At 70.4% G+C, this 25,589-nt stretch carries 25 protein-coding genes and 1 pseudogene; 9 read left to right on the top strand and 17 right to left on the bottom strand.

All coding sequences use genetic code 11. The features are described 5' to 3' along the window. The 4 genes from ACFFNX_RS11250 to ACFFNX_RS11235 all read right to left on the bottom strand — a co-directional run. Positions 1 to 181, bottom strand: a 181-nt coding sequence (locus tag ACFFNX_RS11250; protein WP_378199074.1) for a hypothetical protein, incomplete at its 3' end; no start/stop codon positions are given. Further along, positions 178 to 747, bottom strand: a complete 570-nt coding sequence (locus ACFFNX_RS11245; protein WP_378199071.1) for an RNA polymerase sigma factor — start codon at positions 745 to 747, stop codon at positions 178 to 180. The genes ACFFNX_RS11250 and ACFFNX_RS11245, both read right to left, overlap by 4 nt. Positions 748 to 858: 111 nt before the next feature. Beyond that, positions 859 to 1,365 (bottom strand): DUF6912 family protein, encoded by a 507-nt coding sequence (locus ACFFNX_RS11240; RefSeq protein WP_378199068.1) that lies wholly within the window; start codon positions 1,363 to 1,365, stop codon positions 859 to 861. Between the two features lie 33 nt (positions 1,366 to 1,398). Continuing rightward, the gene (locus ACFFNX_RS11235; protein ID WP_378199066.1) at positions 1,399 to 2,043 is read right to left on the bottom strand and encodes an HAD family hydrolase; all 645 of its coding nucleotides are present in this window, start codon (positions 2,041 to 2,043) and stop codon (positions 1,399 to 1,401) included. Positions 2,044 to 2,169: 126 nt separating this feature from the next. On the opposite strand from ACFFNX_RS11235, the gene ACFFNX_RS11230 reads away from it, so the two are divergent. From ACFFNX_RS11230 to ACFFNX_RS11215, 4 genes are all read left to right on the top strand, one after another. Beyond that, positions 2,170 to 2,880 carry a Crp/Fnr family transcriptional regulator gene (locus ACFFNX_RS11230; protein WP_378199063.1) on the top strand — a complete coding sequence of 237 codons (711 nt, stop codon included), beginning with the start codon at positions 2,170 to 2,172 and terminating at the stop codon, positions 2,878 to 2,880. A gap of 61 nt (positions 2,881 to 2,941) precedes the next feature. Continuing rightward, positions 2,942 to 3,718: a hypothetical protein gene (locus ACFFNX_RS11225; protein WP_378199060.1), complete on the top strand. Its 777-nt coding sequence runs from the start codon at positions 2,942 to 2,944 to the stop codon at positions 3,716 to 3,718. A 116-nt stretch (positions 3,719 to 3,834) separates the two neighbouring features. Beyond that, positions 3,835 to 5,973, top strand: a complete 2,139-nt coding sequence (locus ACFFNX_RS11220; RefSeq protein ID WP_378199057.1) for a hypothetical protein — start codon at positions 3,835 to 3,837, stop codon at positions 5,971 to 5,973. Further along, entirely contained in the window at positions 5,964 to 6,761 is a 798-nt protein-coding gene (locus tag ACFFNX_RS11215) for a hypothetical protein (protein ID WP_378199054.1), read from the top strand. The genes ACFFNX_RS11220 and ACFFNX_RS11215 overlap by 10 nt, the downstream gene beginning before the upstream one ends. Here the strand turns inward: ACFFNX_RS11215 and ACFFNX_RS11210 are convergent. The 4 genes from ACFFNX_RS11210 to ACFFNX_RS11195 all read right to left on the bottom strand — a co-directional run bounded on the left by ACFFNX_RS11210 (position 6,753) and on the right by ACFFNX_RS11195 (position 12,162). Then, positions 6,753 to 8,408, bottom strand: a complete 1,656-nt coding sequence (locus ACFFNX_RS11210) for an ABC transporter ATP-binding protein (protein WP_378199051.1) — start codon at positions 8,406 to 8,408, stop codon at positions 6,753 to 6,755. The two genes, ACFFNX_RS11215 and ACFFNX_RS11210, sit on opposite strands and share 9 nt — an antisense overlap. Beyond that, on the bottom strand, positions 8,405 to 9,301 hold the full coding sequence (locus tag ACFFNX_RS11205) for an ABC transporter permease (RefSeq protein WP_378199048.1): 897 nt from the start codon (positions 9,299 to 9,301) through the stop codon (positions 8,405 to 8,407). The genes ACFFNX_RS11210 and ACFFNX_RS11205 overlap by 4 nt, the downstream gene beginning before the upstream one ends. Before the next feature lie 40 nt (positions 9,302 to 9,341). Beyond that, the gene (locus tag ACFFNX_RS11200) at positions 9,342 to 10,295 is read right to left on the bottom strand and encodes an ABC transporter permease (RefSeq protein WP_285579025.1); all 954 of its coding nucleotides are present in this window, start codon (positions 10,293 to 10,295) and stop codon (positions 9,342 to 9,344) included. Positions 10,296 to 10,359: 64 nt separating this feature from the next. Next, positions 10,360 to 12,162, bottom strand: a complete 1,803-nt coding sequence (locus ACFFNX_RS11195; RefSeq protein ID WP_378199043.1) for a peptide ABC transporter substrate-binding protein — start codon at positions 12,160 to 12,162, stop codon at positions 10,360 to 10,362. A gap of 301 nt (positions 12,163 to 12,463) precedes the next feature. On the opposite strand from ACFFNX_RS11195, the gene ACFFNX_RS11190 reads away from it, so the two are divergent. From ACFFNX_RS11190 to ACFFNX_RS11180, 3 genes are all read left to right on the top strand, one after another. Then, on the top strand, positions 12,464 to 13,585 hold the full coding sequence (locus ACFFNX_RS11190; protein WP_378199040.1) for an ROK family protein: 1,122 nt from the start codon (positions 12,464 to 12,466) through the stop codon (positions 13,583 to 13,585). Continuing rightward, entirely contained in the window at positions 13,582 to 15,036 is a 1,455-nt protein-coding gene (locus tag ACFFNX_RS11185) for a M81 family metallopeptidase (RefSeq protein ID WP_378199037.1), read from the top strand. Before ACFFNX_RS11190 ends, ACFFNX_RS11185 begins: the two co-directional genes overlap by 4 nt. A 64-nt stretch (positions 15,037 to 15,100) precedes the next feature. After that, a complete protein-coding gene (locus ACFFNX_RS11180; protein WP_378199034.1) occupies positions 15,101 to 15,871 on the top strand; it encodes a copper homeostasis protein CutC in 771 nt (256 codons plus the stop codon). Between the two features lie 55 nt (positions 15,872 to 15,926). Here the strand turns inward: ACFFNX_RS11180 and ftsL are convergent, their stop codons facing one another. The 3 genes from ftsL to ACFFNX_RS11165 all read right to left on the bottom strand — a co-directional run bounded on the left by ftsL (position 15,927) and on the right by ACFFNX_RS11165 (position 18,581). Further along, the gene (ftsL, locus tag ACFFNX_RS11175) at positions 15,927 to 16,364 is read right to left on the bottom strand and encodes a cell division protein FtsL (RefSeq protein ID WP_378199031.1); all 438 of its coding nucleotides are present in this window, start codon (positions 16,362 to 16,364) and stop codon (positions 15,927 to 15,929) included. 268 nt (positions 16,365 to 16,632) lie between these two features. Beyond that, positions 16,633 to 17,913, bottom strand: coding sequence for a sensor histidine kinase (locus ACFFNX_RS11170; protein WP_378199028.1), 1,281 nt, complete (start codon positions 17,911 to 17,913; stop codon positions 16,633 to 16,635). After that, the gene (locus ACFFNX_RS11165; protein ID WP_378199025.1) at positions 17,913 to 18,581 is read right to left on the bottom strand and encodes a response regulator transcription factor; all 669 of its coding nucleotides are present in this window, start codon (positions 18,579 to 18,581) and stop codon (positions 17,913 to 17,915) included. Before ACFFNX_RS11165 ends, ACFFNX_RS11170 begins: the two co-directional genes overlap by 1 nt. Before the next feature lie 125 nt (positions 18,582 to 18,706). Here ACFFNX_RS11165 and ACFFNX_RS11160 point away from each other — a divergent pair, with 125 nt between their 5' ends. Beyond that, entirely contained in the window at positions 18,707 to 19,174 is a 468-nt protein-coding gene (locus ACFFNX_RS11160) for a hypothetical protein (RefSeq protein ID WP_378199022.1), read from the top strand. Positions 19,175 to 19,456: 282 nt separating this feature from the next. Here ACFFNX_RS11160 and ACFFNX_RS11155 read toward each other — a convergent pair whose 3' ends face one another. From ACFFNX_RS11155 to ACFFNX_RS11130, 6 genes are all read right to left on the bottom strand, one after another. After that, a complete protein-coding gene (locus ACFFNX_RS11155; protein ID WP_378199019.1) occupies positions 19,457 to 20,053 on the bottom strand; it encodes an HD domain-containing protein in 597 nt (198 codons plus the stop codon). A gap of 151 nt (positions 20,054 to 20,204) precedes the next feature. Beyond that, positions 20,205 to 21,077 carry a carbohydrate ABC transporter permease gene (locus tag ACFFNX_RS11150; protein ID WP_378199015.1) on the bottom strand — a complete coding sequence of 291 codons (873 nt, stop codon included), beginning with the start codon at positions 21,075 to 21,077 and terminating at the stop codon, positions 20,205 to 20,207. After that, positions 21,074 to 22,039: a carbohydrate ABC transporter permease gene (locus tag ACFFNX_RS11145; protein WP_378199012.1), complete on the bottom strand. Its 966-nt coding sequence runs from the start codon at positions 22,037 to 22,039 to the stop codon at positions 21,074 to 21,076. The genes ACFFNX_RS11150 and ACFFNX_RS11145 overlap by 4 nt, the downstream gene beginning before the upstream one ends. Continuing rightward, positions 22,036 to 23,301, bottom strand: a complete 1,266-nt coding sequence (locus ACFFNX_RS11140) for an ABC transporter substrate-binding protein (RefSeq protein ID WP_378199009.1) — start codon at positions 23,299 to 23,301, stop codon at positions 22,036 to 22,038. Before ACFFNX_RS11140 ends, ACFFNX_RS11145 begins: the two co-directional genes overlap by 4 nt. Before the next feature lie 34 nt (positions 23,302 to 23,335). Beyond that, positions 23,336 to 24,247 (bottom strand): N-acetylmuramic acid 6-phosphate etherase, encoded by a 912-nt coding sequence (locus ACFFNX_RS11135; protein ID WP_378199077.1) that lies wholly within the window; start codon positions 24,245 to 24,247, stop codon positions 23,336 to 23,338. Positions 24,248 to 24,255: 8 nt separating this feature from the next. After that, positions 24,256 to 25,185, bottom strand: coding sequence for a MurR/RpiR family transcriptional regulator (locus ACFFNX_RS11130; RefSeq protein ID WP_378199006.1), 930 nt, complete (start codon positions 25,183 to 25,185; stop codon positions 24,256 to 24,258). Between the two features lie 60 nt (positions 25,186 to 25,245). On the opposite strand from ACFFNX_RS11130, the pseudogene ACFFNX_RS11125 reads away from it, so the two are divergent. Further along, positions 25,246 to 25,589: pseudogene (locus tag ACFFNX_RS11125) on the top strand (N-acetylglucosamine kinase); the annotation flags it as partial.

The raw sequence follows: 25,589 nt of genomic DNA, 5'->3' as shown, positions 1-25,589 counted from the left end.
TGCAGACCAGGCCGCCGGCGGCGACCAGGCGCAGCGGACGCCGGCGGGTGCCGCGCGCGGCGGGTGCGGATCGTGGAGTCACGACGATGGCGGCGATCGCCGCGTCCACGCCGGCCTCGGGCCGGTCCGGATCCTCCAGCGCCGCGGGCTTCAGCGCGGCGACGACGCGGTCAGGGGTCATGAGCGGTTTCCTTCCACGAGGTCCAGCCGGACCGCCGGCGGGGACGTACGTTCCTGCAGCGCTCGCGTGAGCCGTCGGCGGGCACGGTGCAGGCGGACGTAGTAGAGGGCCTTGGTGCACCGGAGGACGGTCGCGGCACGCGCCGCGCTCAGCCCGTACCAGGCGCTCAGGATCAGGACCTCGGCGTCGGTCTCGGGCAGGGAGGCGAACGCGGCCAGCCCGGCCTGACGCTCGACCACGAGATCGCCGGTGTCCCAGGCCGCCGTGTCGCGTTCGTCGCTCAGCCGCTCGATGCGATCGGCGATCGCATCGCGCCGGTGGCCGGCGACGAGCTGTTTGAGCCGATGGTTGCGCGCGACTCCCAGCAGCCACGGCAGCGGGTCGTCCGGGGGAATCTCCTCCAGCTTGCGCCATGCCGTGAGGAACGTCTCGTTCGCGATGTCCTCGGCGATGTCGCGTCGGCTGTGGACCAGCGCGTAGCCCAGAACCTTCGTGTGATAGCGCCGGTAGATGGTCGTGAAGACCTCGGCATCATCGCCGGGATCCTCATCACGGGCAACGCTCACGCCATCGCCCCTTTCCGCGTGTGCTTCGTCGGACTGACACCGGGTAACCCCTTCCGGTGTCGCCTTTCTTGCACGGCGGTGCGGAGTTTCCTGCGTTCCTTACGCCACCCGTCAGGAGAACAGGTCGGGCAGCTCCTGGGTGGCGTACCACAGCAGCTCGTGACCGGCCGCCCCGTCGACGGTGAACCGGGCGTCGTCGTCACCGGCGTCGGCGGCGTCGCTCGCGGCGCGGGCCGCGCGTACGTCGGACTCGGCCTCGGCGTCGTCCACGTGGCCGGAGACGATCCGCTCGAACGGGACCGGCTGGGTCACGCGCACCCGGGCGCGCTCCCCGGGGGCGCCGAGGTCGCCGGCGGCGTGGACGACCGCCTCGTCGGGAACCTCGGCGGCGATCACGACGCGGCGGGACGGCGCCTCGGGGTCGGCGGCGAGCAGCCGCAGCGACTCACGCGCGGCGTCCGACATCGCGGCGTACTCCAGCTCCTCCAGGTCGGCCGAGGCGTACCACTCGCGCAGCGCGGGTGTCACGGCATAGCCGGTCAGCGGCGCCGGCTCGAACTTGCGATCCCGGAGGATCCCGGCGAGTCCGCTGAGCGTGGACGGAAGGTAGACGCGCATGTCCCTGAAGAGTGTGCCAGTAGCGGATGCGGACTACCCGAGCGACACCCCGAAGAGCGCCTCCAGGCGCGCGACGGTGGTCGCGGCGTCGGCATGGTGGACGCCCACGATACCGAGGCGTTCGGCGGCCTGGATGTTCTGCTCGATGTCGTCGATGAACGCGCACTCCGGCGCCGGCAGCCCGAGCAGGTCGAGCGCGTGATGGAAGATCTGCGGGTCGGGCTTGCGCAGCCCCACCTCACCGGAGATCACCACCTGGTCGAACAGCTCGCCGAACGACTCGCGCGGGTAGGTGTTGCCCCAGGAGTTGGACAGCAGGCAGGTGCGCACGCCAATGGCCCGCGCCCGGCGCAGCGCCTCGTACATCTCCTCGACGGGCTCGAACGCGGCGAACATCCGCAGCAGCAGCCCCTCGGCCGCGACCGCCATACCACCGCGCGTACGCAGCCGCTGGGCGAGCATGCGCTCGAACTCGGCCGGCGGCAGCGACCCGTCCTCCAGCCCGTGGACCGGATTGACCACACCGTCCCCGGCGTACGCCTGCGCGAACCACTCCCGCATCACCAGCCGGTAGGCACCGTCGTCGATGTCATCGGCCTCGATCCACGCCGCGATCGCGTCACGCAGCGGCGTGGTCAGCACGCCACCCCAGTCGATGATCAGCCCACGTACGGTCACGGGCTCGATCGTAGGCCTTCGTCCGGGACGGTCTCGATGCGCACGGCGTCGGTCACCGGAGGCGTTGTCAGTGCCGCCCATCCGGCGTATGCCTGGGAACAGGACCATGCGCCGCGGAGGCATGCCTTGCCACAGGGAAACTGGCCGAAAGACACCTTCCTCCACCGTCTTCGCGAGCCTCTGCGAACGAAGATCCTGCAACTGGGCGTCCGGCGAACGTATCCGCCCGGTCATGTGCTGTTGCGGCAGGGCACGCCCGGTGAGTCCGTCTGGGTGCTCGTGGACGCGCTGGTCAAGGTGAGCGCCCAGACCCAGAACGGCAGAGAGGCGCTCTTGGCGATCAGGGTGAGCGGCGATGTGGTCGGCGAGATGGGCGCCCTCGACGGATCGCCTCGATCCGCGACCGTGACGACCTGCGGCAGAGCGGTGGTCTTCCAGGTCAGAGGGGCGGTCTTCATCGACTTCATCCGCCGGCACCCCGAGGCGGCGCTGACGCTCAGCCAGATGGCCGTCGAACGACTGCGCTGGGCCAATCAGCGGCGACTCGACTTCACCGGGTACGGAACGGACGTCTGCCTGGCACGTGTGCTGATCGACCTGGCCGGACGACACGGGACACGGAAGGACGACGGCCTCGACATCGGCGTGTCGCTCACTCAGACGGAGCTCGGCGGCATGGTCGGCGCCAAAGAGGTCACCGTGCAGAAGGCGCTCCGCGGCCTCTCTGGGCTGGGACTGGTCCAGCCGGGCCACCGCCATGTCCTGATCACGGATATGCGCGGGCTGGTGAGGTTCGCGGATCTGGATCCGAGGGACGTTCCTCCAAAGCCGTACTAATACGGCATCCGTCCGGAATCGGGATCGGATCATGAGGCCGACCCCGAGAGCTGGAGGGACGATGAGCGACCACCCGATGCCGGAGTACCGCGCCCTGATGACCGTCGACATCGAGGACTACGGCAGCCGGAGCGATGCCGAGCAGCGTGTTCTGCAGAGCGCCATGATGACGAGTCTCGACCGCGCCGCCGACGCGGCGAAGCTGCACCGCGAGCGTTGGGAACGGCAGCTCGGCGGCGACGGCCTGATGGCGATGCTGCCTCCCGGCTCCGACGTCCCTCGCCTCCTCGACGTCCTCGTACGCCGGCTCGACGCCGAACTCGGCTCCTACAACAGGTTGCGGGAGGAGTCCGCGTGGACCCGGATCAGGCTGCGGCTCGCGGTGCACGCCGGGCCGGTCCACCGGGACGGGGAGTCCGGCTGGCCGGGGCAGCACGTCGTCATCCCCGCCCGCCTGCGCGACTCCAAGCCGGTACGCGCCGCCCTCGGCGCGCGTCCCGAAGCGGACCTGGCGGTCGTGGTCTCTGAGGACGTCTACCGGGACTACGTGACACAGGGGCCCGGTGATCCCCGCCCGACGGAGTTCCGCCACATACGCGTCCAGGAGAAGAAGCAGTCCTACACCGCCCACCTCTACCTGCCCGGCTACGACATCCACCAGATCACCGAACTGGCTCCCTATGACGTGGACGAGCAGCCCCCGCCCGCCACGCTGGTGACACCGGCGCCGCCCACGCCCACCGGAGGCACCACCGCCGGGCGCGACATCTTCGGCACCGTGAGCAACAACGCGAGCGGAGGAGGAAGCATCACCATCGGCGGCGGGCCGGACCGGTGAGCGACGATCGAGGAAACCCTGCGCAGGACACCGGTTCCGGGGCGGGGACGAACGAGGGCGCCGGAGCGCAGCGGCCCGACGGTCCGGACTCGCGCCCGCCCGGCCGGGAACTCGCAGTGCGGGTCGAGCGCCCGGACGGCACGGCCGATCCCGGCGACGGCGGGCAGGACGCCGATCCCGGCGAACGGCGGCTCCACGAGAGCATCGCCGACGAGGCGCGGGACCGGCGGGAACGCGACGACAGCCTGCGCGACCTGTTCGGCAACGCCTCGGTGGACGCGGGCCGTGACGTCTACGGCAATGTCAGGAACACCGCGTCCGATGGCGGCACCATCTTCCAGGGCAGCACCGTCTTTCAGAACGGCACTTCCTTTCACGACAGCACTTTCAACTTCACCGAGTCCGGTGACGGCCGCTGCGTCATCACTCATCTACGGATCCAGGACGCCGACGAACTCCTGGAATGGTTCGTGCCGCCGGTCAGCCAGGAAAGCCTGGAGATGCGCGTCGAGACCGAAACCCTGGTCTTCCTTCGCGGTGCGGAGGGCACCGGCCGCAGGTCCGCCGCGCGAGCCGCACTGCTCAACTGGGTGCGCAAGCGAGGAAGCGCGGCGTCTTCCGATGAGACCGAGGAACATGTCGGGGAGATCCGGCTGCCGCGCGGCAAAGTGGACGTGCCAGAACTACGACGCGGCCACGGCTACCTTCTCGAGCTCACGTCGGGCGACGGCCGGGTCCGCGAGATCGATCACCTGTCCGATCTCGCGGTTCGGTACGAGTGCCGGCTGGTGGTCTTGATCCCGCTGAAGCCGGCCGTCCGCCCTGCGATCGACCACGTCCCGGCATCGGACCAGGCCGTCTTCCTCCGCTGGCTTCACCATGCGGCGCGCACCGACGTCGATCCGCGGCAACTCGCCGAGATCGAGCAGACGATCACCGCTCGTCTCGACGGTGAGCACTCGCCGTCGTTCGTCGCTACCCAGGCTCGTCAGGCGGTTCACCGGCTGCGGAAGGGGCACTCGCTCGCCGCGGTCGTCGAGGACCTTCTCGACGAGCTGACGGGACGCCTCCGAGAGGACATCCGCCGGCGAATCGATACCCGGGATCCGGTTCTCGGCGGATGTTTCATGGCCGCGGTGGCGGCCCTGCACGGCTGTCCCGAAATGGTCATCTCGCGGGCCGCCATGGATCTTGCCGAGCGCATCGACGAGGACTGGAAAGTCCACGACAAAAGGCGTACGCGACCTATATGGGAGGAGCTGCAGAGCTGGTTGGACTCCACCAAGTCAAGGACAGGTCCCTCCCCACGCCCGGGCGACGGCCGCACACTCCTTCTCGATCGCCCCAGGGCACCTGGCACAGCACTGCGGGTGCTCTGGGAAGAACATCCGACGATCAGAGAGGCGTTGATCCAATGGCTGCGGCGCCTCACCGAACACCCCGACCCTGGCGTCCAGACGCGGGCCGCACACGCGGTGGGGATGTTCGCGACCTTCGACTTCGACACGATCAACACGCGGTTCCTCGGCGAATGGAGCGCCTCGCGGAGCTCTCACGATCACCGGCGAGCCGCGTTGGTGCTGGAGGCGGCGGCGTGTGACGTACAGCTCAAGGATCGCGTCCACGCGCACCTCCGCGATCTGGCCTCGTCCGTACGTTACGGGCATCGTTCCGTCGCCGTCCGCGCGTACGGATCCAGGATCGGCCTGGAGGCACCGGCGGAGGCACTTCGCGTGCTGCGGTCCGTCTCCGTCCGGCTGAACCTCCGTCTCAACCACGAGATCGCCGTGACCGTCGCGAACCTCTGCCATCCCGGGACGGCGCCGGCGATCGTCGGAGAACTCTCCGCGTGGGTGACCGCGGGGTCGGACGGCGGCCGGTACAGCGCCGCCCTGGCGTTCGGACGTCTCGCCGCGCCGTGGAGCACCGCATCCCTCGGCCCCGTACTCGCCGGGCTCTGCGAGAGCGACCACCTGGTCCGGCTGTGGCAGAACGCCCTGAGGCTACGAATCGCGAGCAAGGGCTCCGACTGGCCACGCTTGGCACTGCCCGACGCCTGGGACGTCTTCTGCGCCTGGGTGCGGCTCCATGACGAACACCACGACACCCGGGTCGTCGTCGACCGCGTGGCCGCCACGGTCGACGCGCGAGAGCTGGAGCTCTATCTGCGTTTCTGGCGCCGGCGACGGCGCATCTCCCAGGAGCTGTACTCCCATCTCATGGGGATGTCGAAGGGAGCCACCCCTTGTTCTTGATCAGCAGGCAGTTCGCCGAGCCGTCTCCCTATTCGGTCGGCGACCGGCCGGAGACCTTCCCGGCCCCCTCCACCGATCCCGCTTACGACTTCACCGTCACCGCCTTCTACCAGAGAACCGTGAAAGGCGGGCGCCGGGCGACCGTGTGGCTGCAACGTGAGGACCTCGCCAGGACCAGCGAGGTCGTCCGGGATATGGCGCGAAGTGTCTCCTCCGAATACTCCATTCTCAAGCCCGTCGAGGCGGAGAAGGCGATCAACGACGTGCTGGTGCGGTCGCTCGCCGGCGAGGGCCGCTCCGCACGATCGATCTGGAGAGCACGAGTCGAGGTGACCCCACCCGACGAGGTGCGTGAGATGTTGCAGGCGACGCTGAAGGAACAGTACGAGATCGAGGCACGTGCTCGCGTGCAGGAACTCCTGGTGGCCACGACGGATCAGTTGCGCGAACTCTGGAGCGGCTTTCTCTCCCGAACGGCGAAGCACTCCTCCGCGCCGCACGCACTCGAACTCGCCCAGGATCCCCAGCACGTCGCGGACGTGCTGAAGAAGATGCTCGACGAGCACCGCGACGATGCCCGTCACCTGCTCGAACTGGTCTCCGGCATCGTTGAGGCACATAGGTCCGCGGGCATCCTGGATCTGGTCGTAGAGACCGACTCCGTGCTGCGCAGGACACTGGCGATGATGGGCATCGAGCTACCCGAGCAGGAGCCCGACCCGTTTGTCGTCACCGAACGCGACGAACCGCCCCGGACCCGCGGCCGGTCCCAGGACGGCTCACGATGACGAGGGAGGAGCCGAGGCCGCCCTCCGCTCGGCCCGTCGCCGGCGCTGCTCGACCGGGTCGGGTACCGGGGCGGACGTCACGAGGCGGCGTGTGTACTCCTCCCGCGAGTCGAACAGGACGTCGTCGCGCGCGCCCACCTCGACGAGTCGGCCCTGGTTCATCACCGCCACCCGGTCCGACACCCGGCCGACGACGGCGAGGTCGTGGGTGATGAACAGGCAGGCGAAGCCGAGGCGTTCCTGTAGCTCCAGGAACACCTCCAGCACGGCGGCCTGGACCGAGACGTCGAGCGCGCTGGTGGGTTCGTCGGCGATGACGAGTCGCGGGTCGAGCGCCAGCGCCCGCGCGATGCCGACCCGCTGCCGCTGCCCGCCGGACAGCTCGTGCGGGTGGCGCAGGCGCAGCGCCGGGTCCAGCTCGACGCTCTTCAGCAGGGCGGCCACGCGTTCGGTGCGGTCGCCGACGCCGTTGATGACGAGCGGTTCGGCCACGCAGTCGCCGACCGTCATCCGCGGGTCCAGCGAGGACGCGGGATCCTGGAAGACGATGCCGCAGTGGCGCCGCAGCCGGCGCAGGTCGCGTCCCCGCGCCTCGCTCAGCGACTCGCCGAGCAGGCGTACGGTGCCGGAGGCGGGCTTGATCAGGCCGATCGCGGCGCGGCCCACGGTGGACTTGCCCGACCCGGACTCCCCGACCAGCCCCAGCACCTCGCCCTCGGCGATGGTGAGTGTGACGTCGTCGACCGCGCGGACCCGGCTGCCGCCCTTTCCCCGGAACTCCACGACGAGGTTCTCCAGGGACAGCGCCGCCGACTCCTCGGCCGGCGCCTCGCGCTCGCGGCGTTCGCCGGGTGCCAGGCGCGGCACGGCGGCCAGCAGGCGCTTGGTGTAGTCGGCCTCCGGCCGGGCGAACAGGTCCTCGACGGGCGCCTGCTCGACCACCTTGCCCTGGTACATGACGACGACCCGGTCGGCGATGTCGGCGACCACGCCCATGTTGTGCGTGATCACGAGCATCGCCATGCCGAACTTCGTCCGCAGGTCGCGCAGCAGGTCGAGGATCTCGGCCTGGACGGTGACGTCGAGCGCGGTGGTGGCCTCGTCGGCGATGAGCACCTTCGGTTCGCAGGCGATCGCCATCGCGATGACGACGCGCTGCCGGAGCCCGCCGGACAGCTCGTGCGGGAACTGCCCGAGCCGGCGGCGCGCGTCCCGGATGCCGACCATCTCCAGCAGTTCGGCCGCCCGGTCGAGGGCCTGCTTGCGGGACAGGTCCGCGATGTGCAGGCGCAGCGCCTCGGCGACCTGCCAGCCGACGGTGAACGCCGGGTTCAGCGCGGTCATCGGCTCCTGGAACACCATGGCGACCTCGGCGCCGCGGATCGCCCGCAGCCGCGGCCCGTCGAGCGTCGTCACGTCCACGCCGCCGACGCGTATCGTCCCGCCCACCCTGGCGGTCGGCGGCAGCAGCCCGAGCGTGGACATGGACGTGACGCTCTTGCCCGAGCCGGACTCGCCGACGACGGCGACGATCTCTCCGGGGGCGACGGTGATGCTGACGCCGTCGACCGCGTGCACGGTCTGGCGTCCGCTGCTGAACGTGACGCTCAGGTCCTCGATCGCGAGGGTGGGTGTCGGGTCGCTCATCGGCCCTCCAGGCGTACCTCGAAGGAGTCGCGCAGGCCGTCGCCGATCGCGTTGAACGCGCACACCACGAGCACGATGGCGACGCCGGCCGGGAAGATCAGCCACCAGTAGCCGTCGTAGGTGTAGGAGATGCCCTTGCTGAGCATCCCGCCCCAGTCGGTCTTGGGCGGCGGCACGCCGAGCCCCAGGAAGCTCACATAGGCGATCAGCAGGATGGCGTCCGCCACCTGGAACGTCGCGTTCACCACCACGGTGCCGATGGCGTTCGGGATGATGTGCCGGAACACCGCGCGGCGGTGGCTGCCGCCCATCGCCTTCATCGCCTGCACGTAGTCGCGGCTGCGCAGCGACAGCGCCTCGGCGCGTACGAGCCGGGCCGGGACGAGCCACGACACGCACCCGATGATGAGGATCTGCACCGTCACCGTCGGCCGCAGGATCGTCGCGGTCACCAGCAGCAGGAACAGCGCCGGGATCGCGATGCCCGCGTCGACGACGCGCATCATCAGCGCGTCCACCCAGCCGCCGGCGTAGCCGGAGATGGCACCCCAGACCGTGCCGATCAGGGTGGCCAGCAGCCCGGCCGCCACCCCGATCTCCAGGGACGTCTGGCCCCCGATCATCAGACGTCCCAGCAGGTCGTGGCCGACGTCGTCGGTGCCCAGCGGGTGTCCCCCGGTGCCGGGCGAGAGGTTGGCGGCGGACAGGTTCGTGTGCGTCTGGTCCGTGTGGTGGATCAGCGGGCCGAGGAAGCAGAACACCAGCAGCGCGGCGAGGATGACCAGCCCGGTGACGGCGAGCCGGTTGGCGAAGAACAGCGACGCCATGCGCCGGTAGGACCCGGCGACCCGTACGGGCGGCGGCTCGGCTGCGACCGGTGCGGACAGACTCATGAATCCTCCTCCGTCGGGGAGGTGGCCTGGGAGGCACCGCTCATTTGATCGTTCCTCTCACCCGCGGGTCGATGAGCGCCTGGACGATGTCGGCGAGCAGCGACCCGATGACGGTGGCCAGTGCGATGACGAGCACCGCGCCGAGCAGGATCGGATAGTCCGAGGTCTGCGCCGCGTTCCAGAACAACAGCCCCATGCCGGGGTAGTTGAACACCGACTCGATCACCAGTGCCCCGGAGAACAGCACCGGCAGGTAGTAGCCGAGCATCGCCACGATCGGCGTCAGCGAGTTGCGCATGATGTGCAGCCACACGACGCGCCGCTCCGAGGCGCCCTTGGCGCGCGCGGTCCGTACGTAGTCCTCGGCGAGGTTGTCCAGCACGGCCGAGCGCATGTACCGGCTGAACGCCGCGATCGTGGCGATCGCCCCGGCGAGCACGGGCAGGATCAGTGCCCGCGAGTCGGCGAACAGGCCGGCGATCGACTGCGTCTGCGGCGCCTGCGGCGGCAGCAGCTGGGTCTTCTGGGTGAAGACGATGACCAGGACCAGCGCGAGGAAGAAGACCGGGGTGGCGTACCCGACGAACACTACGGTGGTGACGGCGTAGTCGGCCAGGCCCTTGCGGCGCCGCGCCTGCCACACGCCCAGCGGGATCGCCACCACGAGCGCGACCAGCGTGGACAGGCCGGTGAGCACGAGCGTCTTGGGGATCCGCTGGCCGATCAGCGAGGCGACGGACTGGTTGAGCGTGTACGACTCGCCCAGGTCGCCGTGGAACAGCTCATTGAGGTAGGCCCAGTACTGCTGGACCAGCGACTTGTCGAAGCCGTGCTCGCGGTTGAACTCCGCGATCGCCTGGGGGCTGGCCTTCGGGCCGAGAATGCCGTGGGCCGGGCCGCCCGGCACCGAGTGCAGCAGCAGGAAGACGATCACGGTCACGAAGAAGATGACCACGACCGCCTGCCCGATCCGCTTGAGCAGGAAGCGCGTCAACGGGATGCCTCCGCCAGGGGGTGGTGAGCCCGGGGCGGCGGTCCTCCGCCGCCCCGGGCTGGTCTCATTTGGCCAGGTACCAGCGCTGTGGCTGCATGAAGACGAGCGGGTCCTGGACCACGCCGCGCAGGTTGTTCCTGATCGCGGACACCTGGTAGGCCGGGTTCGGCATCCAGATGACCGGCAGGCTCTTGGTGACGTACGCGTCGTAGCTCTGCATCGCGGCCGGATCCGACGAGCTGGTCGACTTCTTGATCAGGTCGTCGACCGTCGGGTCCACGTAGCTGCCGAGGTTCGAGCTGCCGGTGCTGCTGAAGATCTGCTCACCGCTCGGGTACGCCGGGAAGTACCAGCTGCCCGCCGTGCCGAAGAAGGAGAGCTGCCAGGAGCAGGACGACTGGCTCGGCTTGCACTGCGCCGTGTGGTCGAGCACCGAGTTCAGCGGCTCCGACTTGATCGACAGGCTGATGCCGATCTTCGACAGGGAGGACTGGACCTCCTGCATCATGTTGTCGGTCTCGGTGCTGCCGCTCTGGCTGTCGATGGTGAGCTTCAGCGGCGTGCCCGCCTTGACGCCGTCGCCGCACTGGTTCGCGCCGGAGCCGGCCTGCGTGCACGTGGCCACGCCGTTCTGGATCGTCCAGCCGTGCGAGGTCAGCAGTGCCTTGGCCTTGTTCAGGTCGAACGGGTACGGGTTGGTCTGCTGTGTCGCCGACAGGTACTTCGACACCGGCGTCTGCGGCACCGGCCCGTAGCCGGGCACGGCCTGGTTGTGCCAGATGACCCGGGAGATCGTCGACTGGTCGATCGACATCTGCACGGCCTGGCGGATGTACAGCTGCTTGAACACCGCGCTCATGGCCGGGTTGTTGAAGTTGTACGGGATGTAGGTGACCGCCCAGCCGCTCCAGGGCTTCACCTGGTAGCCGCTGTTCTCGATCGACTTCTGCTGGCTGGTCGCCAGCGCCGGAATGTAGCCGTAGTCGACGCCGCCCGACCGCAGGACGTTCAGCTCGGCGTCCGCGGAGGTGAACGGCTTGAACGTCACGGTGTCCAGGTGGGCGGTGTCCGGGCCCGTGTACTTGGGGTTCTTGGCGAGCGTGACCTGGCCGGTGGTGGTGAACTCCTTCACCGTGAACGGGCCGTTCGCGGCCTTCCACAGCGGGTTGCTCGCGTACTCCGACAGCTTGCCCGCCTCGCCGGTCAGGTACTTGAAGACCTTCTTGGCGCCGTCGGTGGTGCGGTCGTAGTCCCCGACCTTGCCGCCCGTGCTCTCGACGTCCCAGACCGACTGCGGGATCGGCGTCACGTAGTTGAGCTGGTTGGCGGTGAACCAGTCCGGGTTGTAGGTCTTGGTGAGGTGGAGCTTGAACTCGCTGTCGCTCACCGTCTCGAACTTCGCGACGTTGTCGGGGATGTCGCCGGCGCTGTAGTTGCCCCACTGCGACTTGTTGGCCTTGACCAGGTTGAACCAGAACTCCACGTCGCGGCTGGTGACCTTCTGGCCGTTCGCCCACGTCAGGGGGTTCAACTTGATGTCGACCGTCCGGCCGCCGTTCGAGTAGACCGGCGCCTTGGCGGCGCTCGCCTTCTCGTCCATCGCGACCGTACCGCTGTAGCCGTCGTAGGCGTACAGCGGCAGGAAGACCTCCTGCCGGATGGCGGCGTTGTACGAGCCCAGGTGGCCCGGCGTGCCGATCGGGAAGATCCAGTTCGGCGTCGCGTTCGGAGGCATCGCGAAGGTGACCGCCCCGCCCTGCTGGGGGGTGCCACCGCTCGCGGACGATCCTCCGCCGCCGGAGGAACAGCCGGCGGCCAGCAGGGCCGCCGCTGCGCCGAACACCGCCAGCGTCAGGGGTCTCTTCATCGGTGCTCCATGGGGGACTTCCACCGTTTTCGGCGGGATGTTGGCGGCGACGATACATGCCCGTATCGAACGAAGACAAGCCTTGAACGAATTAAGTGCGCGGCCTGGATCAGGACGAAACCGCTGATTGCCACCGTGTTACGGGGGACGGACGGTGGACTCCCTCGCAACCGCTTGCTATGGTCCAGCCAAGTTTCCGATTCAACCTTCGATTCCGAACTAAGCTCTCGACTTAGTTCGGCCAGCCCCGGTCGCTAGTGTTGCCGCCGCAACCGTGATCACTGCAGTGAAGGAGCCACCCATGTCGGCCGCGCAGATCATGGGGCTGGTGGCGTCCGGCCGGGCCACGTCACGAGCGGACCTGTCGCGGTTGCTCGGCCTCGCTCCCTCGACCGTCTCCGCGCACGTCCAGGAACTGCTCGACGCGGGCCTGCTGGAGGAGTCCGGCGAGGGCCGCTCGCGCGGCGGGCGGCGGCCCCGCCTGCTCAGCGTCCGCGCCGGCGACGGCGTGATCCTGGCCGCCGACCTCGGTGGTCACCACGCGAGGATCGCCGCGATGGACCGGGCCGGACGGCCGGAGGCGATCCAGGACCTGGAGATCGACATCACGGCCGGGCCCGAACCCGTCCTCGCCCGGATCGCCGACGCGCTCGCCGAGCTGTCGACCGGACGTCCGGTGCTCGGCATGGGCATCGGCCTGCCCGGCCCGGTCGACTCCGACGGAGCGGTGGTCGGCTCCTCCCGGATGCACGGCTGGAACGGCTTCTCCGTACGGCGCCGGCTCGCCGAGTACTACCAGGCGCCGCTCGTCGTGGACAACGACGCCAACCTCATGGCGATGGGTGAGGCGGTCGTACGCGGCCCCGAGCTGCGCGACTTCGTCTTCGTCAAGGCCGGCACCGGGCTCGGTGCCGCGCTCGTCAACGACGGCCGCCTGCATCGCGGTGCCCGCGGCGTGGCCGGCGACGTCAGCCACAACCGCGTACCGGCCGGCGGCGACCGCCCCTGCAACTGCGGCAACCTCGGCTGCCTGGAGACCATCTCCAGCGGAGCGGCCCTGGTCGACGCCGTACGGGCCGACGGCGTCGACATCGCGACCACCGCCGACCTCGTCCGGCTGGCGCGCGACGGCAACCCGACCGTCAACACGACGCTGCGCTTCGCCGGCCGGCAGCTCGGCGAGGTCCTCGTCACCATCGTCAACTTCTTCAACCCGCAGGCGGTGATCCTCGGCGGCGCACTGGCGACCTGCGACCTGTTCGTCGCCGCCGCGCGCGGCGCGCTCTACGAACGCTGCCTGCCGCTCACCACCCAGGAGCTGGAGATCGGGGAAAGCGTCGCCGGACCCGACGCCGGCCTGCTCGGCATCGGCCGCCTCCTCATCGACCAGGGCCTGGCCGTTCCCGTAAGGAATCTCCCGTGACATCACTGCGGATCGGCATCGCCGGCATCGCGATCGAGTCGAGCACCTTCTCCCCGCACCGCACCCGGCTGGCGGACTTCACCGTCACCCGGGGCGACGCCCTGCTCGCCCGCTACGCGTGGATGGGCGCGCCGTGGACCACCGGTGTCGAGTGGGTGCCGCTGCTGCACGCCGTGTCGCTGCCCGGCGGCGCGGTCGAGCCCGAGGTGTACGACGCGCTCGAGGCGGAGATCGTGGAACGCGCCAAGGCGGCCGGCCCGCTCGACGGCCTGTTCTTCGACATCCACGGCGCGATGAGCGTCGTCGGCCGTACCGACGCCGAGGCCCGGCTGGCCGCCGTGATCCGCGAGGCCGTCGGCCCGGACACGCTGATCTCCGCCTCGATGGACCTGCACGGCAACGTGTCGCGCGAGCTCGCGGAGACCGTCGACCTGATCACCTGCTACCGCATGGCCCCGCACGAGGACGCCTGGGAGTCGCGCGAACGCGCGGCGTACAACCTGGTCGAACGCCTCCACGACGGCGGCCGGCCGCGGAAGGCGTGGGTGCAGGTCCCGGTGCTGCTGCCCGGGGAGAAGACCAGCACCCGCATCGAGCCGGCCAAGAGCCTGTACGGCCGGATCCCGGCCGTGGAGGCGCTGCCGGGCGTGGTCGACGCGGCGATCTGGGTCGGCTACGCCTGGGCCGACGAGCCCCGCTGCCGCGCCGCCGTGGTCGTGACCGGCGACGACGAGGAGGTCATCACCGCACAGGCGCACGAGCTGGCCGAGGCGTACTGGCGCGCCCGCGACGACTTCGCGTTCGTGGCGCCGACGGGCACGCTCGACGAGTGCCTGGCGACGGCGCTCGCCAGCGACGCCCGGCCGTTCCTGATCAGCGACTCCGGCGACAACCCGACCGCCGGCGGCGCCGGTGACGTGTCCTGGACGCTGAGCCGGCTGCTCGTCGTGGAGGAGCTGCGCCTCGGCAAGGTCAGCGCGATCTACGCGAGCATCGCCGACCCCGAGGCGGTCGCGGCGGCGTTCGCCGCGGGCGAGGGAGCCGAGGTGATGGTGCGCGCCGGCGGCCGGATCGACGCGGGCCCCTCCGGGCCGGTCGCCATCGCCGGCACGGTGCACTCCCTGCTGCCGGGCGACCCGGTCGGCGGCGACATCGCGGTGGTCAGGACGGGCGGGCTGCACGTCATCTTGACCAGCCGGCGCAAGCCGTACCACGTGATCTCCGACTTCACCGCCCTCGGCCTCGCCCCGGCCGGCACCGACCTGGTCATCGTCAAGATCGGCTACCTCGAGCCGGAGCTGTACGACCTCGCGGCGGACTGGCTGCTCGCGCTCACCCCGGGCGGCGTCGACCAGGACCTGCCGCGGCTCGGGCACCACGGCGTACGGCGGCCGCTCTTCCCGTTCGACTCCGACCTGACCGACCCGGACCTGACGCCGCAACTCCTGTGAGCGAGCGCGGCGAGCGAACCGACAAGCACGGCACCCTGGTCACGGGACCGGCCAAGGAGGCCCCGTGACGATCCCGATCCGAGAGGAACCCATGCGTTACGAGATCTGCCTGGAGTCCGTCGACGGCGTCGCCGCCGCGGCAGAGGCCGGCGCCGACCGGGTGGAGCTCTGTGCCGCCCTGTTCGAGGGTGGGATCACCCCGAGCCAGGGCATGATCGAACAGGCCGTGGCCGTCGCCGCGGGCCGCCTCCGCGTCCACGTGATCATCCGTCCGCGAGGCGGGGACTTCATCTACGACCCCTCCGAGGCCGAGGTGATGCTCCGCGACGTCGAGGCGGCCAAGGCGGCCGGCGCCGACGGCGTGGTCATCGGCGCGCTGACCGAGGACGCCGAGATCGACACGGAGCTGTGCGCGCGCCTCGTCGCGGCGGCCCGGCCGCTCAGCGTGACGTTCCACCGGGCGTTCGACGTGACCCGCGACCCGGAGAAGGCGTTCGAGGACGTCGTCGCGCTGGGCGTCGACCGGCTGCTGACCTCCGGCGCTGCGCCGAGCGCCCTGGAGGGCGCCGACCTGATCGCCCGGCTGGTGGAGAAGGCGGCGGACCGGATCGTCGTCATGCCGGCGGGCGGCATCAACGAGCGCACGGCCGCCCGGGTGGCCGAGCAGACCGGCGCGCGCGAGATGCACTTCACCGCGAGCGAGACGGTGCGGTCGCGAAGCCGATTCCAGGCGGCGGGCATCTACATGGGCGGCGCCCTGTACCCGCCGGAGACCATCCGCTCGGTGACCACTCCGGCTCGCGTGCGCTCCATCATCGACGCGGCATCCGTCTGAGGCGAACGCCCCTCGGGCCCGCGGAACGTCGTCCGCACGCCCGAGGGCGCCGCGGTCAGCGCCCGGGGCCGGCGACCACAGGGTCGTCGGAGTCGCGCATGCCCAGGCGGCGTGCCTTGGCGCGGAGGACCTCGGGGCTGCTCTCGCGGGCGATGTCCTCCTGCAGCGCCTGCCTGCGCTCTTCGAGCCGCTGGTTCTCCTGCTGCAGCTCACTGCGCTTGAACGACTGCTGGGCGAGCGCGGTGTTCAGCAGGAGCAGGCCGACCAGCGCGCCGCCGAGCAGGCCCACGACCAGCAGGGCGAACGGCGCCCTCGGCGCGGCCGTCGCGTGACGTCCGGTCGTGCGGGCCGGTGCCTGGATCGTGGGCGGTGCCGCCGTGCCGGTGCGAGCGGCCCGGACCGGCGCCGTGGTGAGCCGTACCGCGGGGCGCCGTGTGCGGGTGGCCTCGTCCTTCCGGGTACGGACCGCCGCCGTCGACGTCATGGCCTTCATCGCTTCCCCCTGCGTTCGCTCCGCTCTTCTGGCGGGTCGGCACTACCGGCGTGTGGACGCCGGCGCGGTCGAGGACCCGCCGCGGTGCCGGCGAGCCCCGACCGAGGAGAAATGCGGCACCGCGTCCGCGCTACCCCCGATTCAGGGGCATAGAACTACAACCCGACATAAAAGACTCACTTCGCTCACGGACGGCGATAATGCACGGAGCGTAACGGTGTCGGCGGGCCGGTCGCCATCGAATTTCCGCCCGCCGACGGCGTGCCGGTCAGGCGGGAGCGCCGACGGGGAGCACGGCACGCAGGCACGCGCCCGGTTCTCGCGTCGCGGCGACCGACAGCGAGCCGCGGTGGGCGACGGCGATGTCACGGGCGATCGCGAGGCCGAGGCCGGAACCGCCGCGGTCACGGTCGCGTGCCTCGTCCAGACGGGTGAAGCGGTCGAAGACGACCTCGCGGTGTTCGGGTGGGATGCCGGGGCCGTCGTCGGTGACCTCCAGGACGGCGCGGGTGCCGTCCTGGATCAGCCGGACCGTGACCGTGGCCGCGGCATGCCGTACGGCGTTGTCCACGAGGTTGGCCACCAGCCGCCTCAGCCGGCCGCCGGACCCGTGGACGAGCACGTCGGCGGCGATGTCCAACGTCACCGTGACCTCCGGTCGCGGGCGGGTCCGCGCCGCCTCCTCGGCCGTCACCTGCCCGAGGTCGACCTCCTGCTCGCGCAGCGGCTCGCCCGCGTCGAGGCGGGCGAGCAGGAGCAGGTCGTCGGTCAGCGCCTGGATCCGTTCGACGTCGGTCAGCGCCTCGTCGGCCGACGCCGACGCGTCGGCGCGGTGACCGGTCAGCTCCAGCCGGGCACGAAGCACCGCCAGCGGGCTGCGCAGCTCGTGCGCGGCGTCCGCGACGAATCGTCTGTGCTGTTCGACGGCGGTCCGCAGCCGGTCCAACGTGGCGTTCACGGTACGGGCCAGCGCCGCGATCTCATCGCGGGTATCCGGCTCGGGGACGCGCTGATGCAGGTCGTGCGCGGTGATGTCGGCCATCTTCGCGCGGATCGCCGAGACCGGTCGCAGCGCGCGGCTCACCGCGAGCCAGGTCAGCAGCGCCACGAGCAGGAGCAGCGCCGGGACCCCGGGCAGGAGCAGATGCCACAGCGTCGTGATGGCCTGCCGGGTCGGCGTGAGCGAGGACCGGCCCTGGATCATCACCGTCCCGCCTCCGGTGTCCACCCGCTCTCCGGCCACGACGTAGCCGGACCCGGTCTTCCAGCTCGGGCTCCCCGTCGCGGTGACCATCTGGACGTCGAGGCTCCCGGAGGCGGCCGGCGCTTCGGGCGACAGGGGCCGGGCGGGCCCGCCCTTCACCGCGGTGGCCACGGCCTTGACCTTCGCCGTCGCCTCGGCGCGGGCGCTCTCCTCCAGGGAGTGCCGCAGGGCCAGCAGCAGGACCGCCGAGGCCAGGCCCAGCGCCACGGCCACGGTCAGCACCGCCGCCGCGGTGGCACGCAGCCGTACGCCGCCCAGGCGGATCCCTCGGGGACGTCGCATCATCAGGCCTCCAGCCGGTAGCCCGCACCGCGCACGGTGACGAGAGAGCTGCACCCGAAGGGCTTGTCGATCTTGCGCCGCAGGGCGCTGACGTAGACCTCGATGATGTTGGAGTCGCCGTCGTAGGCGAAGTCCCAGGCCATCGACAGCAGCTCGGTCTTGGAGACCACCTCGCCGGCCCGGCGCGCCAGACCGTGCAGGACGGCGAACTCCTTCGGCGTCAGCGCGATCGGGACGTCCCCCCGACGGCAGCGCAGCCCCGCCGGGTCGACCTGAAGGTCGCCGACCGTGAGCACGGCCGGCCGCTCGCGGCCTCCGCGCCGGAGCAGCGCCCGCAGCCGGGCGAGCAGGACCACGTACGCGAAGGGCTTGCCCAGGAAGTCGTCCGCGCCGTTGTCGAGCGCCCGCGCCTCGTCCTGCGCGGTGTCCTTGGCGGTCAGCATGAGGATCGGCGTCCAGATCCCGGCCTCACGGAGCCGGGCGCAGACCGCGTCGCCGTTCAGGTGCGGCAGCATCACGTCCAAGACGATCACGTCGTACGGGTTCTCGGTCGCCAGCCACAGCCCCTCCCGGCCGTCGTAGGCGAGATCGACCGCGAACCCCTCATCGGCCAGACCGTCCTTCAGGAGTTCGGCGAGGCGCCGCTCGTCCTCCACCACGAGTATCCGCACCGGCCCAGCGTGACGAGCCGTACCTAAAGCCACCATGAAGACACTCTGGGAGCGCACTCATCGTGACTTCAGCTCCCCGCCGTGAGACTCCGAGGTGTCCTGATCGACTCCCCTTCGGAGGAACCATGAGAAGCAGGCTCATCGTCGTCGGCGCCCTGGCCGGTGGCATCGCGCTCACCGGGCTGGCGGGCTCGGCGTACGCCGCGGGCGCGTCCCCGTCCGCCCCGTCCGCCCCATCCGCCTCGTCCGCCGCCGGCCCGGTGGGGACCGCCGCCCCGGCGAAGGGGACGGGCCCGGTCGGCGTCATCTGTGTCGGTAAGGGCGTGAAGGTCAAGGGCAAGCCGGGGAAGGGACCGGAGAAGGGAATCGTCACGAGCAAGGATCTCGCCGGTCACTTCGCGACGGCGCGGAAGGCCGGAAAGCTCGTGAAGGTGGCCGGCCGCGCCGCGGCCCCGCCGCCCGGGGCCGAGGCCGTCAAGGTGACCAGGGCCGGCAGGGGCACCGTGAAGATCGGCCCGCTGCCCAAGGGCGTCCACTGCTCCCAGGTCAAGCCCGGCACCAAGGTACCCGTCCCGCTCACCCCGACTCGCTAACGCGCACCCCGTACGGCCACGCCCTGTCGCAAGGGCGTGGCCGTTTCGCCGTTCCGGCAAGGAGGGTTGCCGTTTACATAACGGACATGTATAACGTTTACTCATTCGCGCCACCCTGATGCCTTCCCCGGGCGACAAGGACTCCGGCGACCGAGGCGTCACCTTCTGCCACCGGTCGTCGCCCTCGGACCGGCCGCCGGGAGGATCACCGGACTCCCGGCGGCCCTCGGGGACGGCCCGGGAGCCCCCTTCGGCCGGGTTCCCGGGCCGTCTCTCCCCGGGCTACCGCAGCGCGTGGCCGTACGCCGTGCGGAGCGAGGTCAGGTCCGGCTCACCGAACTCCTCGCGCATCGCCGTGAAGGCCGCCACCTTGTCCGCACCGAAGCGGCGAACGTCCGCGGCGTAGGTGTCGGCGCCGACGAAGGTCGGCGGACTGCTCTTGCTGTGGAACTTGTCCGCGTACATCACCAGCCGCTCCTCGCGGGACCGCGCACGGTAGTCCCCGGGCGGCAGCGGAAGACGCTGCCGCCGTACGTCGTCGGGGCCGAGCCCCATGCCCGTGTGGCACGAGCAGAACCGGCAGATCGCCTCGGCGAACCCCTCCTCGGCGAGGAGCTCGTGGCCGAGCACCCCGTGGCGGATGTACCGGCCGTGGTCGAGCTCGCCGGTGCCGTCGTAGAGGCGGTAGACGCCGATGTCGTGCAGCAGGCAGCCCGCCCGTACCAGCTCCACGTCGACGCCGTCGTCCGCACCGCCGAGGAGCTGCTCCGCGATCCGGCACACGATCTCGCAGTGAGCGAGAACGAGCTCGAACGCCTCCCGCGTGGGCGCGTGCTTCTCGTGCAGGGCCCGGATCTCGCGGTCACCGGGGACGCGCACGCGGCGGCTACTCGGCCGCACCGGCGGCGACCTGGTCAGGGGCGAACGGGGGCAACAGGTCGATCGGTCCGCGTGGGGTCACGGGCACGATGGTGACACACCTCGCCGGACGGCGCCGCCGCGGTACCGGCGGCGGCGCCCTCGCCCCGGGCTACTTCGTCATGCCTGCCGTGAGGCCGGCGACGATCTGCTTGGTGGCGAGCAGGAACAGCAGCACCAGCGGGATCGTGGTGATGACCAGGCCCGCGTACAGCTGGGCGTGGGCCGCCTCGAACTCCGCGACGAAGCGGGTCAGGCCCACCGGCAGCGTGTACTTGTCGTCCTCCATCAGCACCAGCGGGAAGAAGAAGTCGTTCCACAATGGGATGAACTGGAACAGCGCCACGGTCGTCAGCGCCGGCCGGACCATCGGCACCATGATCTGGGCGAAGATGCGGAACTCGCCCGCGCCGTCGATGCGGGCGGCCTCCTCCAGCTCATTCGGCAGGCCGCGGAAGAACGCGGTCAGCACGAAGATCGCGAACGGCACGCCGCTGGCGGCGTACACGCAGATCAGGCCGATCCGAGAGTCGATCAGGCCGATGGAGTTGAGCAGGTAGAACACCGGCACGATGCCCAGCCGGATCGGGAGCATCAGGCCGGCCAGGAAGTACGCGGTGAGCAGGCCCTGCCCGCGGAAGCGGTAGCGCGCCAGCGGGTACGCGGCCAGCACCGCGACGCCCGTGCCCAGCACGACCGCGCCGACCGTCACGACGATGGAGTTCACGAAGTAGGAGCTGAACCCGCCCTCGGACCACGCCTTCGCGTAGTTCTCGAAGGCCGGGTGCACCGGGATGCCGAGCGGCTTGGTGGCGAGGTCCTGCTCGGTGCGCAGCGAGCCCAGCGCCATGATGATGAGCGGTGCGAGCGCCGCCACCGCGTACACCCACAGCAACGCGGTGGAGAGGACCACGCCCCGGCGCGGGCGTCGGCGCCGCCGGGTGGGCGTGACCGCGACCGCCGGTTGCAGCACGGAGGTGGTCATTTCAGGCGTGCCTCCATCCGGCGGAAGAAACGGTTCGCCGCGGCCGAGATCCCGAAGATCAGGACGAACATGCAGACCGCGAGCGCGGAGGACTGGCCGATCGCGTTGGCGTCGGGGTTCTCGAAGGCGGTCCGGTAGAACAGCAGGCCGAGCACGTCGGTGGAGTACGCCGGGTTGCCCTTCGAGCCCTGCAACGCGTAGATCAGGTCCAGGATGTTGAAGTTGCCGATGAAGGTCAGCACCGTGACGATGCCGAGCACCGGCGTGAGCAGCGGGAACGTCACCCGGCGGAAGCTCGTCCAGGCCGACGCGCCGTCGACGCGCGCCGCCTCGTGGTACTCCTCCGGGATGCCCGCCAGCGCGGCCGCGAACAACAGCATCGGGAAGCCCACCCACTGCCAGGCGTTGATCACGATCGCCACCGGCAGCGCCAGGTGCGGGTCGCCGCGCCAGGGTTGGGCGAGGGAGCCGAGGCCGATCCCGCGCAGCGCGGCGTTCACGGCGCCGAACTGCGGGTTGAGCATCAGCGACCAGAGGTAACCGGCCACGATCGGGCTGACCAGGTGCGGCAGCACGTACGCGGTCTGCAGGAAGCGCTTGCCACGCCGGGAGCGATGCAACAGCACGGCCAGCAACAGCCCGCCCGTGGTCTGGATCAGCATCGTGCCGACGAAGAAGACGCAGTTGTGCGCCAGCGCCCGCCAGACCTGCTCGCTCAGCGGGTACTTCGTGAACAGGTCGCGGAAGTTCGCCAGGCCGGCGAAGCCGTTCTGGCGCGTGCCGGTCCAGTCGAAGAAGCTGTACTGCAGGGCCGACACCAGCGGGTACACGATGAAGACCGTGTAGAGCGCGAGAGCCGGCAGCAGGAACACCAGCAGCATCGGCCAACGCCGCCGCCCCCGACGGCGGGTGCTCCCGCCGCCGGGACCGGCGACCTCGACCGGCTCGGTCGCAGGCGTCATCCGCCGCTGGGCTTGAACCACGCCGAGATGCCCTTCTGGACGAGCTTGCCCGCGTCCGCGGCCGAGGTGCCGCCCAGCATCTTCTGCAGGGCCTCACCCTCCTGGTCGCGGCCGAGCGGGTTCCCGTAGCCGAAGTCGACGACCATCATGTACGTCGCGCCGTGGGTCTTGAAGCCCTGGTAGGTCTGCGCGAGCAGCGGGTCGCCGGGGGTCACGCCGGGGACGGCCGAGATCTGCTTGAGCGTGTTGGCGTACAGCTGGCCGAACTCCGGCGTCGCCATCCACTTGACCAGTTCCATCGCCTCGGTCTTGTGCTCCGAGTGCGCGTTCACGCCGTAGGAGCCGTCGACGAAGCCCGAGGTGAGCGCGTGGTTTACCTTGGCGCCCGGGGCCGGCGGGGCGTCGAAGGAGCCGATCTGCAGGTCCGGGTTGGTCTGGGTGAACGGTCCGACCTCATACGAACCGCCCGGGTACATCGCGGCCTTGCCGCTGGTGAACAGGGTCTGCGCGTCCGGGTAGTCGACCGCGGTGACCTTGTCCGGGTAGTACGGCTTGAGCTTGGCCGTCACGTCGAGCGACGCGGTGTAGTCGGGGTCGGTGAAGTTCTTCTGCCCGGACATCGCCGCCTTGGCGAAGTCGTCGCCGCCGTAGCGCGTCGCGCCGAAGATCTGGTGGTCGATGGCCAGCACCCATGGCTGGAGGCCGCTCGTCGACAGCGGCGTGATGCCGGCCTTCTTCAGCTTGTCGCAGGCCGCGGTGAACTCCGCCCAGGTCGTCGGCGGCTGGATCTGCTGGTCGGCGAAGATCTTCTTGTTGTAGAGCACCGAGAGGGTCTGCATGGCGTACGGGACGCCGTACAGCTTGCCGTCCTGCTTGCCCTTGGCCGCCTGGAGCACGGTCGGGTCCCACTTGCTCACGTCGACCTGGCCGTCGAGCGGCGCGAGGTTGCCGGCCGAGATGAGGGACTGGATCGGCCCGTACGGCTTGAGCTGCACCACGTCGGGGCCGCCCGTGGCCTTCTTCAGCTCGGTCGGCAGCACCGTGAGGTACTCGGTGTTCTTGATCGGCTTGAACTTGACCTTGATCTTCGGGTGGCTCTTCTCGAACGGCGCGAAGATCTTCGCGTAACCCGCCGTGTCCTCGGGGCGCCAGGAGAGCACGGTGAGGGTGACCTTGTCACCACCGCTCTTGGTACTGGGGGCGCATGCCGGGGCGGCGAGCACGACGCCGAGCGCCGTGACAACCGTGCAGAACTTACGCATAAGGAGGTGGACCCTTTCTCTAACCCCCGAGATATCAGGCGTCTCCACGAATCGTGCGCATCGCCTCACGGACGGAGCCACCGGAGCCGGCCAGCGCCTCGGCGGCCCGGCCCGGCGGGACGTCGCACAACAGGGAGACAAGGGCGGTGCGCGTGTCGCCTGCCGCATCGGCAAGGGCGGCCTCGCACGTCTCCGCGTCCATACCGGTCGCCTCGACCAGGATCTTGACCAGCCGTCCGCGGAGCTTGGAGTTGAGCGCGCTCATGCTGACCATGAGGTTGGAGTAGGTGCGGCCGAGCCGCACCATCACCGCCGTGGACATGGCGTTCAGCACGAGCTTGGCCGCGGTGCCGGCCTTCATCCGCGTCGAGCCCGACACGGCCTCCGGTCCGGTGTCCACCGCGATGTGCACCTCGACCTCCGCCCCGGCCGTCGCGGCCGGATTGGAGCTGATCAGCACCGTGTGCGCGCCCGCGGCCGCGGCCTGGCGCAGCGCGCCCACGACATAGGGGGTACGCCCGCTGGCGGTGATGCCGACCGCGACGTCGCCGGCGTTCACCTCGCCCGCGTCGCGGGCGCCGAGCGAGGCGTCATCCTCGACGTTCTCGATCGCGTGAGAGATGGCGTCCATGCCGCCCGCGTGGTGCGCGACCACCAGGCCCGGCTCGATGCCGTACGTCGGCGGGAGCTCGGCCGCGTCGAGGACGGCGAGCCGCCCGGACGTGCCCGCGCCGAAGTAGTGCACCCGGCCACCGCCGCGCAGCGCCTCGACCTCCAGGTCGACGACCTTGGCCATCTGGGGCAGCGCCACCGCCACGGCGCCCGGCACCGTGGTGTCCTCGTTGTTGATCAGGCGGAGTATCTCCAGCGTGGGCAGCACGTCGATCTCGGTGGTGCGGGGGTTGCGTACCTCGGTCGGTACGGTCCCCAGCATCGCCAGGGGCATGCTGTCGTTCACCTGCGCCTCCGCTCGGGGCGCACCCGGCGGACTCTGACCGCCTCGAGTGTCGCCGCCAGATGTTCGCTGATCTCGGTCGTACGCTGCGCGACGCCGACGAACACGCAGTCGATCACGGTGAGCTGGGCCAGCCGGCTCGCCGTCGCTCCAGATCGGAACGTGGTCTCCCTGGCCGCCGTGGTCAGCACGAGATCGGCGGCGTCGGCGATCGGAGAGCGGGGGAAGTTCGTGAGGGCCACCGTGGTGGCGCCGCGGCGCTTGGCGACGCTGAGGGCGTCGATCGTCTCCACCGTCGACCCCGTGTGGGAGATCCCGACGGCGACGTCGGAGGGTTCGAGGACCGCTGCGCTGGTGAGCATGATGTGGGCGTCGGACCACGCGTAGGAGGTCCGGCCGATGCGGTGCATCTTCTGCTGGAAGTCCGAGGCGACGAAGGCGCTGGCGCCGACGCCGTAGATGTCGACCCGGCGGGCCTCGGCGATCGCCGTGACCACTTCGCCCAGCACCTGGATGTCGAGCTGGTTGGCGGTCTCCTCGACCGCGCGGGCGTCGGCGAAGGCGATCTTTTCGACGATCTGTTCCAGCGTATCGTCCGCGCTGATGTCGCTGCCCACGACCCGGCCGCCGGTCACTCCCTGTGCCCGGCCCGCCTCGGTGGCCAGCGTCAGTCTCAGCTCCGGATAGCCCGAAAAGCCGATCGCGCGGCAGAACCTGATGACCGTGGTCTCGGAGGTGCCACACGCCTGGGCGAGCTCGGTGATCGTGGAGCTGGCGACCGCCTCGGGATCGTCGATGACCCGCTGTGCGACCCGCGCCTCCGCAGGTGGCAACGATGGCAACAGCGAACGGACGCGTACGACTGTGCTGAGCGGAGATGCGCCTGTGGCGTCGGCCCCCAGCCCGGTTTCGGGCCCGACCTTCCTCATGGCGGAAAGTTTCTTACGAAAACTATGTGATGTCAACGGCTGATGTTCTACCGTCACTATGTGTGCTCTAACCCGATCGGTCCCTACGTGGTCGGCGTCGACGCCGGCGGCACCCGCACGCGAGCGGCGATCGTCACGCTCGACGGCGTCGTCGCAGGCTATGGCACCGGACCCGGCGCCAATCCCAACTCCGGCGGCGGCACCTCCGACGAGCTGACCCGGGCGTTGACCACCGCTCTCACGGCCGCCCTGAAGGAGCTCGACCCGGCACGCGTCGTGACCGGCGTTTTCGGCATCGCCGGCGCCGGAGCCGCCAACCGGCCCCGCGCGGTCGCCTCCGCCAACGCCGCCTGGGCGGCGGCGGGCATCGCGGGCGAGCCCGAGGTGGTCACCGACATCCCGGT

Origin of the sequence: Actinoallomurus acaciae (genome assembly GCF_042429965.1) — a bacterium.
Lineage (GTDB): Bacteria > Actinomycetota > Actinomycetes > Streptosporangiales > Streptosporangiaceae > Actinoallomurus > Actinoallomurus acaciae.
Note: the sequence above shows the minus strand (reverse complement) of the source record. Positions and strands in the feature narration are given on the sequence as shown.

Bases quoted from the DNA above. Each gene is read 5' to 3' on its own strand.
- ftsL (WP_378199031.1), bottom strand. From the start codon at position 16,364: ATGAAGGCCATGACGTCGACGGCGGCGGTCCGTACCCGGAAGGACGAG.
- ACFFNX_RS11160 (WP_378199022.1), top strand. From the start codon at position 18,707: ATGAGAAGCAGGCTCATCGTCGTCGGCGCCCTGGCCGGTGGCATCGCG.
- ACFFNX_RS11190 (WP_378199040.1), top strand. From the start codon at position 12,464: ATGTCGGCCGCGCAGATCATGGGGCTGGTGGCGTCCGGCCGGGCCACG.
- ACFFNX_RS11140 (WP_378199009.1), bottom strand. From the start codon at position 23,301: ATGCGTAAGTTCTGCACGGTTGTCACGGCGCTCGGCGTCGTGCTCGCC.
- ACFFNX_RS11240 (WP_378199068.1), bottom strand. From the start codon at position 1,365: ATGCGCGTCTACCTTCCGTCCACGCTCAGCGGACTCGCCGGGATCCTC.
- ACFFNX_RS11130 (WP_378199006.1), bottom strand. From the start codon at position 25,185: ATGAGGAAGGTCGGGCCCGAAACCGGGCTGGGGGCCGACGCCACAGGC.
- ACFFNX_RS11195 (WP_378199043.1), bottom strand. From the start codon at position 12,162: ATGAAGAGACCCCTGACGCTGGCGGTGTTCGGCGCAGCGGCGGCCCTG.
- ACFFNX_RS11135 (WP_378199077.1), bottom strand. From the start codon at position 24,247: ATGCCCCTGGCGATGCTGGGGACCGTACCGACCGAGGTACGCAACCCC.
- ACFFNX_RS11170 (WP_378199028.1), bottom strand. From the start codon at position 17,913: ATGATGCGACGTCCCCGAGGGATCCGCCTGGGCGGCGTACGGCTGCGT.
- ACFFNX_RS11150 (WP_378199015.1), bottom strand. From the start codon at position 21,077: ATGACCACCTCCGTGCTGCAACCGGCGGTCGCGGTCACGCCCACCCGG.
- ACFFNX_RS11225 (WP_378199060.1), top strand. From the start codon at position 2,942: ATGAGCGACCACCCGATGCCGGAGTACCGCGCCCTGATGACCGTCGAC.
- ACFFNX_RS11210 (WP_378199051.1), bottom strand. From the start codon at position 8,408: ATGAGCGACCCGACACCCACCCTCGCGATCGAGGACCTGAGCGTCACG.
- ACFFNX_RS11205 (WP_378199048.1), bottom strand. From the start codon at position 9,301: ATGAGTCTGTCCGCACCGGTCGCAGCCGAGCCGCCGCCCGTACGGGTC.
- ACFFNX_RS11145 (WP_378199012.1), bottom strand. From the start codon at position 22,039: ATGACGCCTGCGACCGAGCCGGTCGAGGTCGCCGGTCCCGGCGGCGGG.